12 protein-coding genes and 1 pseudogene are annotated in these 15,398 nt (G+C 68.8%); 6 read left to right on the forward strand and 7 right to left on the reverse strand.

The annotated features are described in order from the left end of the window. Positions 1-261, reverse strand: a 261-nt coding sequence (locus Q392_RS33030; protein WP_157008223.1) for a transposase, incomplete at its 3' end; no start/stop codon positions are given. An 82-nt stretch (positions 262-343) separates the two neighbouring features. Here Q392_RS33030 and Q392_RS24610 point away from each other — a divergent pair. Next, positions 344-604: pseudogene (locus Q392_RS24610) on the forward strand (Lrp/AsnC family transcriptional regulator); the annotation flags it as partial. Positions 605-675: 71 nt separating this feature from the next. Here Q392_RS24610 and Q392_RS24615 read toward each other — a convergent pair. Continuing rightward, the gene (locus Q392_RS24615; protein ID WP_038214163.1) at positions 676-1,596 is read right to left on the reverse strand and encodes a hydroxymethylglutaryl-CoA lyase; all 921 of its coding nucleotides are present in this window, start codon (positions 1,594-1,596) and stop codon (positions 676-678) included. Between the two features lie 169 nt (positions 1,597-1,765). After that, positions 1,766-2,863 (reverse strand): MraY family glycosyltransferase, encoded by a 1,098-nt coding sequence (locus tag Q392_RS24620; RefSeq protein ID WP_038214165.1) that lies wholly within the window; start codon positions 2,861-2,863, stop codon positions 1,766-1,768. A 46-nt stretch (positions 2,864-2,909) separates the two neighbouring features. On the opposite strand from Q392_RS24620, the gene Q392_RS24625 reads away from it, so the two are divergent. Then, positions 2,910-3,680, forward strand: a complete 771-nt coding sequence (locus Q392_RS24625) for a glycosyltransferase (RefSeq protein ID WP_038214167.1) — start codon at positions 2,910-2,912, stop codon at positions 3,678-3,680. Here Q392_RS24625 and Q392_RS24630 read toward each other — a convergent pair. The 4 genes from Q392_RS24630 to Q392_RS24645 are packed head-to-tail and all read right to left on the reverse strand — an operon-like array spanning position 3,666 to position 9,556. Next, positions 3,666-4,706, reverse strand: a complete 1,041-nt coding sequence (locus tag Q392_RS24630; RefSeq protein WP_051953931.1) for a glycosyltransferase family 2 protein — start codon at positions 4,704-4,706, stop codon at positions 3,666-3,668. The genes Q392_RS24625 and Q392_RS24630 overlap by 15 nt on opposite strands. Positions 4,707-4,734: 28 nt before the next feature. Continuing rightward, positions 4,735-5,733, reverse strand: a complete 999-nt coding sequence (locus Q392_RS24635; protein WP_038214170.1) for a glycosyltransferase — start codon at positions 5,731-5,733, stop codon at positions 4,735-4,737. Next, complete coding sequence (locus Q392_RS24640; RefSeq protein WP_157008225.1) at positions 5,730-7,649, reverse strand: glycosyltransferase family 2 protein; 1,920 nt, start codon at positions 7,647-7,649, stop codon at positions 5,730-5,732. Before Q392_RS24640 ends, Q392_RS24635 begins: the two co-directional genes overlap by 4 nt. Then, a complete protein-coding gene (locus tag Q392_RS24645) occupies positions 7,646-9,556 on the reverse strand; it encodes a glycosyltransferase family 2 protein (RefSeq protein WP_169748345.1) in 1,911 nt (636 codons plus the stop codon). The genes Q392_RS24640 and Q392_RS24645 overlap by 4 nt, the downstream gene beginning before the upstream one ends. A 158-nt stretch (positions 9,557-9,714) precedes the next feature. Here Q392_RS24645 and Q392_RS24650 point away from each other — a divergent pair, with 158 nt between their 5' ends. From Q392_RS24650 to Q392_RS24665, 4 genes are read left to right on the forward strand one after another with little or no spacing between them, the layout of a single operon-like run. Then, positions 9,715-10,518 (forward strand): ABC transporter permease, encoded by an 804-nt coding sequence (locus Q392_RS24650; protein WP_038214172.1) that lies wholly within the window; start codon positions 9,715-9,717, stop codon positions 10,516-10,518. A 34-nt stretch (positions 10,519-10,552) separates the two neighbouring features. Further along, positions 10,553-11,308 carry an ABC transporter ATP-binding protein gene (locus Q392_RS24655; RefSeq protein ID WP_038214187.1) on the forward strand — a complete coding sequence of 252 codons (756 nt, stop codon included), beginning with the start codon at positions 10,553-10,555 and terminating at the stop codon, positions 11,306-11,308. 60 nt (positions 11,309-11,368) lie between these two features. Next, complete coding sequence (locus Q392_RS24660; RefSeq protein ID WP_084217383.1) at positions 11,369-13,918, forward strand: glycosyltransferase; 2,550 nt, start codon at positions 11,369-11,371, stop codon at positions 13,916-13,918. Between the two features lie 20 nt (positions 13,919-13,938). Then, on the forward strand, positions 13,939-15,276 hold the full coding sequence (locus Q392_RS24665) for a hypothetical protein (RefSeq protein WP_038214194.1): 1,338 nt from the start codon (positions 13,939-13,941) through the stop codon (positions 15,274-15,276). The last annotated feature ends 122 nt before the right edge of the window (positions 15,277-15,398 follow it).

Genomic DNA, 15,398 nt, shown 5'->3' on the forward strand with positions numbered 1-15,398 from the left:
CACAAAGGCTGGTGCAGCGCCCTCGGGCTCGACGGCTGCCGGCGCGGCCAGCACTACCGTCTTGCGTTCGTGCTTGCGCACCCAGGTGTTCAGCAGGTTGGCGTTGATGCCGCAGTCGCGCGCCAGCTTGGCCATCGAGATGCCTGGCCGACCGCAGGCCTCGATCAGTTCCTGCTTGGCCTGCGCGTCATAGACACACCGGCCATCGCGCTTGCGGCCAACGATCAGCCGCCCGGCCAACTCCGAAACCCACTCTGACATTACGTTCCCATCTACATGTACGTGGGCACGTAGGCTCTCAGGTCAGCGGGCTGGCGAGAAGGACGTGGTTAATTGCCCGCTTACCCTGAAGCCGCAGGCCGAGGCGCAGCGCATCCGCGCGCTGATGACCATCGCGGTCGAGGGCAACCGCACCCAGCAGGTGCTGCGCAGCCTGCGCGGCCTGCCGCAGGTGGGTACGCTCTATTCCACCAACGGGCGCTGGGACATCGTGGCGGAACTGCAGGCCGAGACGCTGGAGGCCTTCGACCATGCGCTGGGCGCGGTGCGGCAGATCGAAGGCATCGCCAGCACCGAGACCAGCATCCTGCTGTCGACTTACTGAGCGCCCCCAGGGCCGGGCTGCGCCCAGCTCGCCCCCGAAACTTGGGGCGGCCCGGCGTTTTCTTGTGAAACCTATGCGCCGCGCTTGACCCGCAGCGCCTTCGAGGCGCGCGAGTTCGGCTCGCGCCCCAGCGCCTGGCTGATGTAGACGCCGGCGTCGATCAGCGCGTCGAGGTCGATGCCGGTCGCGATGCCCATGCCGTGCAGCATGTAGACCACGTCCTCGGTGGCCACGTTGCCGGTGGCGCCCTTGGCGTAGGGACAGCCGCCCAGGCCGGCGACCGACGACTGGAAGTTCCACACGCCCAGCTCCAGCGACGCCAGCGTGTTGACCAGCGCCTGGCCGTAGGTGTCGTGGAAGTGGCCGGAGACCGCGTCCACGCCGAAGTGCGCCAGCGTCGCCTCCAGGGCCGCCTGCACCTTGCGCGGCGTGCCCACGCCGATGGTGTCGGCCACGTCAACGCGCTCGACGCCGATGCCCTTCATCAGCTTCGCCAGCCGGCCCACCGCCTCGGGCGCGACCTCGCCCTCGTAGGGGCAGCCCACCGTGCACGACATGGCGCCGCGCACGGCGATGCCCTTGTCGCGCGCCGCCGCCACCACCGGCGCGAAGCGCTCGATGCTCTCGGCGATGGAGCAGTTGATGTTCTTCTGGCTGAAGGCCTCGCTGGCCGAGCCGAAGACGACGATCTCGTCGGGCCACTCCGCGCGCGGCGCCGAAAGCGCCGCCTCCAGCCCCTTCATGTTGGGCGTAAGCACCGAATAGCGCACGCCCGGCTGGCGGCGGATGCCATGCATCACCTGCGCGTTGTCGGCCATCTGCGGCACCCACTTGGGGCTGACGTAGCTGGTAACCTCGATCTCGGTGAGGCCGGCCGCCTGCAGGCGGTGCACCAGCTCGATCTTGACCTCGGCCGCCACCGGCTGCTTCTCGTTCTGCAGCCCGTCGCGCGGGCCGACGTCGATGAGTTGGACGCGGGAGGGGAGTTTCATGGGAGCCTCTTTCACGAAGTACCGTCCCGCAGACTCGAATGCCGCGAGTCAGAAGGCCGCGGAGCAGGCCATGCGGGAACATCCGCGGAACTGGCTTTGCCAGGCCGCAGGATGTGCCCCCGCGAGGGGGTTGGCGGAGCGGAACGAAGTCCGCGGAGACTGGGGGTGGTCATGGTTTCAGCCAGCGCGGGACCTTGAAACGCACGATCATCAGATAGGCCGCCACGTAGGTCACCACGAACAGCAGGCAGAAGAGCGCCAGGATCAGCGTGCGGTTCCAGAACAGCACCGCCGGCACGATCGACAGCGCCGCGAACATCCACAGGTAGGGCGAGGTGCGGTTGTTGCGCGCCAGCAGCTGGCGCGCCTCGCCGTCCTCGATGGCCACGCGCACGATGCGGCGGAAGATGAGCTGGTGGAAGTGCAGCGCATCGGCCGTGCCCGGCGACTGCCCGCGCGCGGCCTTGCGGTAGATGGAGAACAGCGTCTCCCACACCGGGTAGATCAGCAGCAGCATCGGGAACCACGGCGACACCACCGGATGCCGCTGCACCAGCGACACGCAGGCCACCGCGATCACCATGCCCCACACGTAGGCGCCGCCGTCGCCGGCGAAGATCTTGCCGCGCGGGTAGTTCCACAGCAGGAAGCCGCCCGTCGCCCCCATCAGGCACACCACCATGGCGGCGAGCTGCCGGTCGCCGAGCTGCAGCGCCACGTGCGTGATGGCCAGGCACACCTGCACCGCCACCGCGCCGGCCAGGCCGTTGTAGCCGTCGATGATGTTGAAGGCGTGCGGCAGGCCGGTGATGGCCAGCACCGCGATGAAGGCCGCCACCAGCGGCGTGGCCCGCAGCCACTGGTCGACCGGGAAGTAGCCCAGGCGGTGCACGCCCAGCTGCAGCGTCCAGCACAGCAGCACGGCCGAGAAGGCCGTCAGCCCCAGGCGCAGGCGCACCGGCAGCTTCTGCGTCATGTCCTCCGCGATGCCGCCCAGCACGGCGGGCAGGATGCAGGCCAGCGTGAGCATGGAGGCAGCGAGCGGCCAGTCGACGTTGAACGGGTCGGTGCCGCTGATGCCCGCGGCGGCCCAGGCCGCACCCATGCCGATGAGGATGCCCGCGCCGCCCAGGCGCGGCACGTGGCCGCGGTGGAAGCGCTGCGGCATGTCGGTGCCGTAGCGCCGCGCGTGCCGGCGCGCGCGGCGCATGAAGTACAGCACCGCCGCGGCCGAGAAGAGGAAGCTGATGACGATCAGGGCAATCATGGGGCGCGGGCCGCGTTCATAGAATGCCCGCTGCCGAAATTAGACCATGCCCGTGCCGCCGACCGCCGACCCATCGCCCGTGACCGTCTCCATCGTGAGCCATGGGCAGCAGGCGCTGATCGGCCCGCTGCTGGACGACCTGGACCGCTTCTGCGCGGGGGTGGTCGGCAAGGTGGTCCTCACGGTCAACATCCCCGAACCCGAGGCGCTGGCCGACCGCACGTGGCGCTTTCCGGTCGAGCGCATCGCCAACGCGGCGCCCAAGGGCTTCGGCGCCAACCACAACCAGGCCTTCGCGCACTGCGCAACGCCCTGGTTCCTCGTGCTCAACCCCGACATCCGACTCGATGGCGACGTGCTCTCGCCGCTGCTGGCGCTGGCGCAGGAGCGCACCGGCCTGCTGGCGCCGCGCATCCTGGAGCCCGGCAGGACGACGCCGGAGCCGCACCGCCGCCTCATCACGCCCCGGGAGATCCTCGCGCGGCGCAAGCCCGGCTACACGGCGCCGGCCGTGCCCGACTGGATCCCGGGCCTGTTCATGCTGCTGCGCAGCCGCGCGTATGCCGACGTGCGCGGCTTCGACGAGCGCTTCTTCATGTACGGCGAGGACTTCGACCTGTGCGCGCGCCTGCGCCTGGCGGGCTGGTCGATCCGCATCGGCGAGGACCTGCTGGCGCGGCACGAGGCCCAGCGCGCCAGCCGGCGCAGCCTGCGGCACCTCCAGTGGCACGTGGGCAGCCTGCTGCGGGTGTGGTCGTCGGGTGCCTTCCGGCGCTACCGCCGCCTGCTGGCGCGCGAAGGCTCAGCCCAGCAGTGAGCGCGCCCAGCGCACGCCCGGCAGCCGGGTGAGGCTGCCGATGGCGCGGATCAGCCACGGCGGGCTGTGCTCGACCATGAAGACGATCGCCCGCAGCTTGAGCTTGTGCTTGCGCCCCACCGCCGGGTTGGCCAGCACGATGGCGGCGTACTCGGCGAGGATGGCGCTCATCTCGGCGCGGTTGGCGTCGTCGGCCTTCACGGCCTCGATGACGTGGTCGATGAAGTAGCGGCCGAAGCGCGGGATGAAGCAGTCGCGCAGGAAGAAGCGCCTGAAGCGCGGCTGGTCCGGGAAGTCGGCCACCAGCTTCTTGAAGTACTTGAAGCGGCTGCGCACCATGCGGATGTCGAAGGAGGTGCTGCCGGTGTGGATGCACCACACGGTCACGACCTTGTCCAGATAGTGGTTGGTGAAGCCGCGGCGGAACAGGCGCAGGAACAGGTCGTCGTCCTCGTAGCCCATGAACTGCGTGTCGAAGCCGCCCACCGCCTCGAAGGCGCGCCGCCCGATCAGCGAGGCCGAGGGCAGGATGAACAGGTCGTCGCGCAGCATCCGGTGCAGGTTGCGCTTGGGATGCTCGGTGTGCTCCTTGACCATGCCCCAGCGCACGATGCTGCCGTCGCCCTCGGCTTCGGCCAGGTCGGCATAGACGAAGCCGAAGCAGGGGTCGTCCTCCGGCACCGCCGCGCGCAGGTCGCGGATGTGGGTGGGCAGGTAGAAGTCGTCCTGGTCGAGGAAGGAGATGTAGGGCGCCGACGACTCGCGCACGCCGGTGTTGCGCGCCGAGCCCTGGCCGCCGTTGGCCTGGTCGACGATCCGGATCGGCCAGCGCGCCGCCATCTGGTCGAGGAAGGCGCGCTCCTCCGGGCGGGAGCCGTCGTTGACCACCACCACCTCGTCGGCCGGCAGCGTCTGGTCGAACACGCTGGCCAGCGAGCGCTCGATGAACTTCGCGCCGTTGTAGTAGGGGATGACGACCACGACGCCGGAGGGGCCGGCGCCGTGGGAAGCAGAGGGGCTTTGCATGGATGGTTCTTGTCGTGGGTACGCGGGCTCACACGGCCTCGAACAGGTCGCGCACGATGCCGCGCACCCCGCGCCCGTAGAGATCGTAGCGGCCGGTCGCCGCCTCGCGCAGCACCGGGCCGATGCGCGCCAGCCGCGAGGGCGGCAGGTGGGCGCGGAAGCGCTGGTGCGTCACCTTGCCGCGCACCTGCTCGATGCGCTGCGGGCTGATGCGCTCGCCGAAGCCGAGCAGCCGCTCCAGCACCTGCTCGGCCTTGACGGCGCGCTTGACGTGCGTGTCGCCGCGCGAGCCCAGGGCCTTGCGCAGCTTCTCGCCGAAGGTGTCGCGGCGCGCGCCGATCTGGTTGCCGCCGTGCTGCCGGTAGTCGATCAGCGGCGCCTCGATGACGTCCACCTCGCCGAGGGCGGCGGCGATGATGGCCAGCCACTCGTCGTGCACCCATTCGACGGGGAAGGGGCGCGCCGCATCGAGCAGCTCGCGCCGGAACACGGCGGTGGCGCCGGTGACGAGGTTGCGGCGCAGATAGACGTCGAAGGCGCGTCCGCCGTGGATGCGGTCCAGCTCGCTGCGATTCGTCTCCAACGCATGGAAGAGCGTGCCGCCCAGCGGCGCGCCGGCGCCGTCGACCAGGCGGGCGTCGGAATGCAGCAGCAGCAGCCCGGGCCGGGCCTGGAAGGCGGGCACGATGCGCTCGAGCTTGTCCGGCACCCAGGCGTCGTCCTGGTCGCTCAGCGCGATCAGGGCGCCGCGGCAGGCCGCGGCGGCCTGCTCGAAGTTCTTCGTCACGCGCAGGGCCGGCTGGTTGACCATGACGCGCAGGTCGATCGCCAGGCCCGGCCGCTCCTGCAGGCACTGGGCCACGGTGCGGCGCACCACCGCCACGCTGTCGTCCGACGAGCCGTCGTCGGAAAGCACGATCTCGCGCGGCGGCAGCGTCTGCAGGCAGATGCTGCGCACCTGCTCGGCCAGGAAGCGCGCACCGTTCCAGGTGCACAGCGCGACGGAGACGTCCGCAGCGCCACTCATCGCCCGAACCCCTTGGCCGCCTCGCGCGGCGGCCAGGCCAGGCTGAAGTCCTCCTGCGCCATCGTCAGGTTGGGGCTGTAGGCCGGGTCGTTGAAGAGCAGTTCGCCCCAGCGGTCGAACATGAACTGCTCCTCGCGCTTGAAGCGCTCGACCTGCTCCGGCCGCAGGTCCGACGGGCGCGTGGCGGACTCGTGGTGGTACAGGTCGGCATACGGCGTCCACACGTTGCGCCAACCGGCCTCGCGCAGGCGCAGGCACAGGTCGACATCGTTGAAGGCCACCTTGAGGTGTTCCTCGTCCAGCCGGCCGACGGCGTCGAAGCGGTCCTTGCGCACGACGAGGCACGCGGCGGTGACGGCGCTGAAGGTCTGCAGCAGCGCCGCCCGACCGAAGTAGCCGGGCTCGCCCTGCGGCAGGTGGCGGTGCGCATGGTCGGCCACGCCGCGCCGGTAGCCCAGCACCACGCCGCCGTGCTGCAGCGTGCCATTGGGGTACCACAGGCGCGCGCCCACGGCGCCGACGCCGGGCTGCAGCGCGATCGACACCATCTCGCCCAGCCAGCCGGGCGAGATGACCTCGATGTCGTTGTTGATCAGGCCCAGCACCTCGCCGCGCGCGACGGCGGCGGCCTGGTTGTTGAGCGCGGAGTAGTTGAAGGGGCTGTCGTCGCGCAGCACGCGCAGTTTCGGATGCTGTTTCAGCTGCTCGAAATAGGCCAGCGCCTGGGGATCGTCGGAGCCGTTGTCCACCAGCACGATCTCGTAGTGCGGGTAGTCGGTCTTATCCAGGATGCTGTCGATGCACTGCCGCACCAGCGCGAGACCGTTGCGCGTGGGGATGATCAGCGTGACCAGCGGCGCAGGGTCAGGCAACGCGTAACGCACGCGAAAGCCCGGCGCGTCGCGCTCGGCGCGGGCCAGCCAGCCATGCCGGTCCAGGTGGGCCTGCAGCGCCGCCTCGCCGCCCTGCGGCGCGTATTCGGCCGGGTCCATCGCATCGGGCCGCGCGGCGTCGTGCACGTGGCGGTGGTACAGCACGGAGGGCACGTGCACGATGCGCCCGGCGTCCTCTCCCGCCGCGTCGGCGCAGCGCAGCGCCAGGTCGTAGCCTGCCGCCTCGTCCCCGCCGAGGCGGAAGCCCCCGGCGCGCCCGACGAGCCCGCCCTCGAAGGCGCCCAGGCGCCCGAGGTAGTCCTGCGAGCGGGCCAGGTCGGGGTTCCACGCCGGCTTGAAGTAGCCGGCCGAGCGTGCGCCGTCGTCGGCGATGCGGTCCTCGTCGGTGTACACGATCTGCGCGCCGGGGTGGTCGCGCAGGGCCCGGGCCAGGCGCAGCAGGGCATCCGGCGCCAGGGCGTCGCGGCCGTCCAGCAGCGACAGCCATTCGCCGTGCCGGAGTTCGACGGTTTCGCCGGCCGCCCCCGAAGCGATGGCAACGCGCGGCTCGGCCTGCGCCAGCACCCGAAGCCAGGCCTGCCGCCGGTCGTCGCCCGCATCGCAGAAGGCGATGCAGCGCCATGCGCCGAAGGACTGCACCGACAGCGACTGCACGGCGCGCGCCAGCGGCGCCTCGCCCGCCTGCCGGGCGTCGAGCACGACCACGAAGCGGGGGCATTCCGGCCACTGCGCCAGGTCGGCCGCCAGCGTGCGGCGGACATCATCTGCAAGCGGCAGGTCGTAGCGCTTGATCCACTCCCGGTACTGCAGGCGGTCGGGACGGGACGGGTCAGCCATCAGCGGCGGGCCGCCGCCCTGCGCCAGCACGCCGGCGGAACGCATCACGCCCTTGAAGCCCTTGTCGCGGAAGATCTGCACCGCGCGCCGCAGCATGCCGCCCACGCCGCCGCCCTTGCGCACCGCGGCGGGCACCAGCAGCGCCGTGCGGTACAGCCGCGCGAGCATGCCGGGAGGCGAACTCATTCGGCGCCCTCCGGGTCGGCCGCGGCGCGGCGCGCGTCGAAGGCCAGCCGGCCTGGCGCCAGATGGGGGTTGTGGAAGGGATCGCGCGCCAGAACGTCGCGCCAGCGGGTGGTCATGAAACGGAGCTCATCGGTGGGGTCGTCGTCCGGCCCGGCCTGCGCGGGAAGCACCTGCACGCATTCCGCGTACGGCGACCAGACGGTCCGCAGGCCGGCGGCGCCGAGGCGCAGGCACAGGTCCACGAAGGCCAGCCGGAAGGACGCGGGATTGTCTCCGAAGCCGCCGGCCTGCTCGTACGCCGCGCGCCGCAGCAGCGCGAAGCCGCCCGAGACGGCCGAGAACTGCTGGGCCAGGCTGCCGCGGTTGAAGTAGCCACCCTCGCCAGGCCGCTCGCCGGCGAAGGCCGGCACGGCGACGCGCCCCGCATCCAGCAGCAGGGCGCCGTCGGCCACGCGGCCCTGCGCATCCAGCACCTGGCCGCCGACCACGCCCACCTCGTCCTGCAGCGCCCGGCCGGCCAGTTCATCCAGCCAGTCGGCATCGCACGGCGCCAGCCCGGCCCGCATCCAGCACAGCAGGGTGCCGCCAGCCGCCGCGACGGCACGCCGCAGGGCCGACGGCACGGCCTCGCCGGCATCGCGCGAGACCACGGCGAAGCCCGGCTGCGCGCACCACCCGGCCAGCGCCGAGCGCGTGCCGTCGCTGCCTTCCAGGTCCAGCAGCACGATCTCGTAGAGAGGGTAGGCGGTGCGTTGCACCAGCGCCCGCGCCGTGGCCAGCAGCCCTTCGGCCCCCTGCGCGCCCACGACGACCACCGACACCGCCGGCGGCGCCTGGAAGAAGCGCGGCTTGACCCGATAGCCATAAGGCGTGGCCAGCGCCATGTCGGTGCGGCCCAGGCGGTCGAGGTGCGCCTGCACAGCGCGGCGGCCGGCTTCTTCGGCATAGGCCTTGGCACCGCCGGCCGCCTGCCCGGCGGTGCTGCCGGCATGGGCGCGCCAGTGGTACAGGATGCGGGGGATGTGGCGCACCGCATCGCCGCTCAGCCGCTCCGAGACGCGCAGCACCAGATCGTGGTCCTGCGCGCCCTCGAGGCCGGGCCGGAAGCCGCCCAGTTCGCGCACGAGCCGCGCGTCGTACACGCCCAAGTGCGAGACGAAGTTCTGCGAGCGCAGCAGCTCCGCGTTCCAGTCCGGCTTGAAGTGGGGCGCGAAGTGGCGGCCGGACGCATCCACCTTGTCCTCGTCCGAGTAGATCAGCCGTGCGCGGGGATGCGCCTGGATCTCGCAGGCCACCCAGCGCAGGGCATGCGGCGCCAGCAGGTCGTCCTGGTCGAGCAGCGCGATCCAGTCGCCAGTGGCCAGGTCGAGCGCCGAGTTGGACGCGGCCGAGATGTGGCCGTTGGCCGCCCGCCGCACCCACTGGATGCGCGCGTCGGCCGCCGCGTACTCCGCCAGCAGCGCGGGCACCTCCGGCCGCGTCGAGGCGTCGTCGGCGATGCACAACTGCCACTCGGCATGGCTCTGCGCGCGCACCGAGTCGATGGCCGCGCGCAGCCAGCGCGGGTCGGGGTCGTACACGGGCATCACGATCGAGATGCGGGGCGCCGGCCCGCTCGCCGCCGGGCCGGGCGGCGGCTCCTCGGCCAGATGCCGCTGCAGCCAGGCGGCGTAGGCGGCCTGCGCCTCGCCGGCGGCCCCGCGCGGGCGAAGCCGGCCTGCGGCGGCCCGGCGCAGGGGCGCCGTGAGCCGCCAACTGCTGGACTGCCGCAGCGCCTGAAGCTCCGCCATCAGCGCCCGCACCTGGCCGGCCAGGTGCGCGGCGGTGGGCACATCCTGCGAACGCAGGGAGGCCGCTGCGCGTGCGGCGTCCTGGCCTGGGGGAAGAACGGGCTTGGAAGGTCTCATGCGGCTGGAAAGAAGGCGCCTTGCGCGAAGTCCGGGCCCGCGCGGGCTGGCCCGTAAAATTATCGGTTCCTCCGCCCGCCCCTCCCCTCGCGCTCCAGCCAGCGCCCGGCACATCCATGCCACCGGGAACGCATGCGCCTTCAGAAAGACAACCCGACATGAGCCAAGTGCATTCCAACCTCCACCGCAGCGCATGGAGCGACTGGTGGGAAGGAACCCGCAGGACAGACATCTGGTGGACCCTGGCCTGGTTCGACATCGTGCTGCGCTACCGCCGCTCCATGCTCGGGCCGCTGTGGCTGACGCTGAGCATGGGCGCCATGATCGGCGGCATGGGGCCGCTGTACGCCTCGCTCTTCGGCACCGAGCTGTCGAAGTTCTTCCCCCACCTGGCGCTGGGCATCATCTTCTGGGGCTTTCTCTCCGGCACCGTCACCGACTCCTGCAACTCCTTCGTCAACGCGGCGCACTACCTGCGGCAGGGGTACTTCCCCATCACCCTGTTCGTCTGGCGCACGCTGGCGCGCAACGTCATCCAGTTCGCGCACCACATCGTGCTGTACATCCCGGTGGCGCTGTGGGCCCACATCAGCCTGTCGTGGGACGCGCTGCTGGTGTTCCCTGCCTTCCTGCTGATGATCGTGAATGCGCATGCGCTGGGCCTGTGGCTGGGTCTGATCTGCACCCGCTACCGCGACGTGACCCAGATCGTGACCAGCATCATGCAGATGCTGATGTTCCTCACGCCCGTCTTCTGGCTGCCCGAGAACCTGCCCGGCCGCGCGCAGTACATCCTGTGGAACCCGCTGGCACAGATGCTCGACCTGCTTCGCACCCCGCTGATGGGCGGCGAGGCCTCGCTGCACAGCTGGCTCGGCATCCTCGGCTGGACGGTGGTGAACGTCGTGGTGTGCGCCCTGCTCTTCCGCAAGTACCGCCGCCGCGTCGTCTACTGGCTGTGAACCCCCTCTTCCCCTTTCATCGGCAGCATCCTCCATGAGCGCCTTCATCTCACTCAAGGACGTCAGCGTCAGCTTTCCCATCTACGGCGCGGGCGCCGCGTCGCTGAAGAAGACGCTGGCCGCCTCCGTGACGGGCGGCCGCTTCGGCAAGGAAACAGGCGTCACTGTGGTACAGGCGCTGAGTCACATCAACCTCGAACTCAAGGCCGGCGATCGCCTTGGGCTGGTAGGCCACAACGGCGCCGGCAAGTCAACACTGCTGCGCACGCTGGCCGGCGTCTACGAGCCGACCACGGGCCAGTTCGTGCGGCAAGGCAGCGTCACCAGCCTGATCGACCCGGCCCTGGGCATCGAGGCTGACGCTACCGGCATGGAGAACATCATGCTGCGCGGCTTAGTCATGGGCCTGAGCAAGCGCGAGATCGACCGGCTGACGCCCGGCATCGTGGAATTCAGCGGCCTGGGTGAATACATCAACATGCCGGTGCGCACCTACTCCACGGGCATGATGATGCGGCTGGCCTTCTCGATCTCGACCAGCGTGCAGGCGGACATCTTGCTGATGGACGAGTGGCTGTCGGTGGGCGATGCAGAATTTACGGAGAAGGCCGAAAGGCGCATGCGCGAAGTGGTGTCCGGCTCGGGCATTCTGGTGCTGGCGTCGCACTCGCTTAAGCTGATTGCCAAGGAGTGCACCAAGGTCATTCATCTGGCGCACGGCTCTATCGTTGATACAGATGTTTCGATCGAGAAGCTTCTTCAAGACGAACAGGACGCGGCAAGACCCTGAGCGGACACGGGCGCCCACAGGAAACATGCTCCCTCACGCCGTCGCTGAAGCTTTGTGCGCATGACTCCGCAACTCATCGGCGCGCTGGTCAAACACATGACGAAGCAACTGCGTTTGCTGCTCAGCTCCGGGCTGCGTGCCTTCGTGCAAGCGCTGCAATCAGACCGTCGCCTCCTGCAGGATTGTTGGACGCTGCGCCAGTCCGGCTTGTTCTGCCATGCGCACTATCTTCAGGAGGCGCCGCATGCACAGCAATTTCCGGGTGGAGCCATGCTGCACTTCCTGCTTCACGGCGGGCGTGAAGGCAAGAATCCTCACCCGCTATTTCTCAGTGCGTGGTATCTGCGCATCTACCCGGACGTGGCCGCGACGGGCACCAACCCCCTGCTTCACTACATCCGCGCGGGTAGCCGCGAAGCACGCAACCCCAACCCTTACTTCGACACCGGCTGGTACGCCGACCGCTATGGGATCGATCGGTGGACCGATGGCTATCCGCTGCGGCACTACATCCAGCACGGCGCGGCACGACGAGCAGACCCATCACCTCACTTCGCAGCGCGATGGTATGCAGAAACTTACCTCGTCGGAACTGCGGAGCAAGACGCACTGACGCACTTTCTGCTGCGCGGCGCTGCGGCAGGTCACCGGCCCAATCCATTCGAAGCGCCTCGCTCGGCGCACCCTCCGGTCACCGATGCCAGCATCTGCTGGCTCAAGCGCCCAGACTTGATTGCGGGCGGCAAAGTGGTGCTGTTCGTCACACGCACGCTAGGCGGTGAACTCAATCCTCGTGTGCAGCAGCTTGTCGATGCGCTCGGGCATCACGGCATCCGGATCGTGCTGATCGTCGCGACGGACACGACGCCAGGCGGCAGCCTCTCCGCCATCACCGCGCACGTTGATGCTGTGGCGCAGCGGCAGGACCGCGGTTTTGCTTTTGCGGCCTGGGCTCATGTGCTAAGGCTGGAGCCCGGGCTCCTCGACAGCGACGCGCTCTATCTGCTGCACGACGGCCTCATCGAGCGGTATGGCACGCAGGCGTACCCTCACGTGCTCGAATGCCTAGATGTCGAGGAAGCCGACGTGGCCGGCATGGCGGCGCATCACGAGGGCGGCTGGCATCTCGCGAGCGACTTCCTGGTCTTACGCCCCGGTGCGCTTCGATCGATGGCACTGCTGCGCTTCATCCACGACGTCCACAGCCTCCCGACAAAAGAGGACGAGATGCGGCACTACGAAGTTCTATTTACCGCCGCACTGCGCAACGCAGGTCTTCGCTGCCGGGTGCTGCAGACCGCGAACGATCCCGGCAATCAGGTAAACCGGCAGACGCCTGCCGATCAGAGCGCCGACGCGTGCATCGGCCCGTCACTGTGCAAAACGGCTTCAGCGCCGTTGCCGCCACACCCGAAGGAGCCCCACGGAATGAGGCACGAGTCGGCAAGGACCGATTCCCATGAACTCCCTCCCCGGATGCTCTTCACCGGGCCATGGAACTACAACAATGGGCTGGGCGTTGCCAGCCGCTCCTACGTGTCTGCCTTGCGCCACACCCGAATGAGGCTGCACCTGAGCCCCGTCCGCCGATCCTTCCATGTGCATGCGCGTACCGCGCCTGCGGTGGACATCCGCGATTTTCCCGGCCGAGCCGACATCGCGGTTGTGCACCTGAATCCCGATGGCTGGCGCTCGTTTCTGACCGACGAACAGTTGCTGGAAATCCAGCAGACCCGCATTCGGGTCGGAATCTGGGTGTGGGAGACCGATCGTATTCCCGAGAACTGGCAAAGCGGCTTCGAGAGCGTCGACGCTATCTGGACCCCCAGCCGCTATTGCCAGGACGTGCTGGCGGCTCATTCGGATCTGCCCGTGGCCGTAGTGCCACACGTGGTGCCCATACCTGCAAGCATCCCTCCGACCAGCGCCCTACAGCACCTGCGCCGGCAACTCGGGATCGGCACCGAGGAGCGGACCATCCTCTTCGCCTTCGATGGCGCCAGCTATCTTGTGCGCAAAAACCCCTTCGCGCTAGTGCGCGCCTTTGCCCGGTCGGGCCTTGCGGCACAGGGATGGCGACTGATCCTCAAGACCAAGAACTTGTTCGACTCTGTTGAAGCCGGCCGTCACCTCCTGAATCTGTGTCAGCGCACCTCCGGCGTGCTGCTGCTCAACATGGCACTCGGACCGCAGGCCATGCAGGGATTGATGTCTATGGCCGACATCTATGCTTCGCCGCACTGCTCCGAAGGGTTCGGGTTGACCGTCGCCGAGGCCATGGCGCTGGGCAAGCTAGTGGTAGCCACCGACTACGGCGGCACCCGTGACTTCGTCGACGCAAGCTGCGGCTTTCCGGTCCGCTACACCATGACCGCCCTCGAAGCCACACATGGACATTACGTCCAGGGCAACATGTGGGCCAGCATCGATGAGGCCCATCTGAGCGCGTCGCTTCAGGAGGCGGCAGACTGCGTCATGCGCGGTGACACAACAATCGCCCAGCGAGCCCGGGAACGCATCGCGCATGACCTCTGCGCCGCCAACGTCGGTGCCCTCATTGAAGAGCAGGTCAGCCAGCTGCTGCTCGACTCACCTGCCCGGCAACAATGACTCTCCCGGCCCTTCCTGGAATGCTCGTCGTTATCCGCCTGTCGGTGCACGCCGACGCCACGCTGTGGGACACAAATGGACACCCGGCCACCATCGCCGAAGGGCAGCACTGGTATGTCATCGGAGATGAAGATTGCCGCTACCCACCGTTCTTCGATGCAGCTCTGGCGCGCAACGCCGCCATCCGGCGGGACGTCTCGCTCTTCTACTTCGATGAATCCATCGACAGCGCGCCGTGCTGTGGTCCCAAGCCGGAGTTCGACCTGGCCCGCCTGACCGCGGAAGATTACGTGGGAGTGCCGATCGCCATCCAGGCTGACGCACTGGCTCAGTTGGGCAGCATCCGACCGCAACACGGCGAAGCAGCCATCTACGACCTGCTGTTGCGAGCAGCCGCAGCCGGCATGGTTATCGACCGCGCCGCGGATACGGAAGTCCGCCGAAGCCGCGCACGTACCACGGCGCCGCAGGCCTTGCGGGAACGCGCAGTGCAGTCGTGGGCCGAAGCAGCCGGACACGCCCTTGACGTGCTACCTGACCCGGTGCGCAGCGCTCTGCAACTGCGCGTACGCTTCAACGCCGGCATTCCTCCGCCCCCGCTGACGATTGCAATCGCTCATCACGACGCACCCAAAGCGCCGGGGCGCGACGACGCTCATTGGCTGCAGGCGCTACTGGCCGGCCTGTCCAGTCCGGCGGATCTAGACCAGCCATTGCGGGTGATCGCGCATGAGGCTGCCGCACGAGGCGTTGTCGGGCCGGGCTTCGGGTCGGTTCCTGTCCGGATCATCGGCTCGGCCAGCAACTATCCCAGCGTCACGGCTCAATTCAACACCCTCTGGCGCAATTGCGAGACCGAGCACCTGGTTCTCATCGCGAATGCCTACCCGTCATCGGCAGATTGGCCATGGTGGGCTCTGCTGTCTTTCTCGCTCCAGCAGGACGTGGGCATTGTCAACGCCCTAGTGGCAGATGCTGCAGGCAACATCGAAGGCGCGGTGTCTCGGGAGCAACTGCGCGATGCCTACGCCGACGCAAGCACGCCATCTGTGCGACCGCAGCCGCTCGACGCCTTGAAGCGTTTCCATTGCGAATGGCCGATCGGTGCGAGCAGGGTTCTGGCGATTCGTCGCTCGGTGCTCGAGGAGGTCCAAGGGCTTGACGAAGGGCTGCCGCTCCTGTTGAGCACGCTGGACCTGAATTTGAAGCTGCGCATGCTCGGCTACCGCAGCGTGACGACGCCGCACGCGCCATTCACTGCGCCAAGCGCGCTGGCCGGCGAGCCACTCGCGCCATCGGCTGTCGCAATCTTCTTCGCCCGCTGGCAAGAGATCCTGGCACGTCGAAACTGGCTCTGAGATCAAACGGCCATCGTGATGCTCGAAGGTGAGCGTCCAGTCCTCCCATCTTGAATTACGGCAAGGCGTATAGGAGTCTCGAATCCACTCAACTCTAGGTGGATTCGTGAACACTATGCCCG

The organism is Xenophilus azovorans DSM 13620, from assembly GCF_000745855.1.
Lineage (GTDB): Bacteria > Pseudomonadota > Gammaproteobacteria > Burkholderiales > Burkholderiaceae_C > Xenophilus > Xenophilus azovorans.

Bases quoted from the DNA above. Each gene is read 5' to 3' on its own strand.
- Q392_RS24640 (WP_157008225.1), bottom strand. From the start codon at position 7,649: ATGAGTTCGCCTCCCGGCATGCTCGCGCGGCTGTACCGCACGGCGCTG.
- Q392_RS24665 (WP_038214194.1), top strand. From the start codon at position 13,939: ATGCTCGTCGTTATCCGCCTGTCGGTGCACGCCGACGCCACGCTGTGG.
- Q392_RS24620 (WP_038214165.1), bottom strand. From the start codon at position 2,863: ATGATTGCCCTGATCGTCATCAGCTTCCTCTTCTCGGCCGCGGCGGTG.
- Q392_RS24645 (WP_169748345.1), bottom strand. From the start codon at position 9,556: ATGAGACCTTCCAAGCCCGTTCTTCCCCCAGGCCAGGACGCCGCACGC.
- Q392_RS24655 (WP_038214187.1), top strand. From the start codon at position 10,553: ATGAGCGCCTTCATCTCACTCAAGGACGTCAGCGTCAGCTTTCCCATC.
- Q392_RS24625 (WP_038214167.1), top strand. From the start codon at position 2,910: ATGCCCGTGCCGCCGACCGCCGACCCATCGCCCGTGACCGTCTCCATC.
- Q392_RS24630 (WP_051953931.1), bottom strand. From the start codon at position 4,706: ATGCAAAGCCCCTCTGCTTCCCACGGCGCCGGCCCCTCCGGCGTCGTG.
- Q392_RS24635 (WP_038214170.1), bottom strand. From the start codon at position 5,733: ATGAGTGGCGCTGCGGACGTCTCCGTCGCGCTGTGCACCTGGAACGGT.
- Q392_RS24615 (WP_038214163.1), bottom strand. From the start codon at position 1,596: ATGAAACTCCCCTCCCGCGTCCAACTCATCGACGTCGGCCCGCGCGAC.
- Q392_RS24660 (WP_084217383.1), top strand. From the start codon at position 11,369: ATGACTCCGCAACTCATCGGCGCGCTGGTCAAACACATGACGAAGCAA.
- Q392_RS24650 (WP_038214172.1), top strand. From the start codon at position 9,715: ATGAGCCAAGTGCATTCCAACCTCCACCGCAGCGCATGGAGCGACTGG.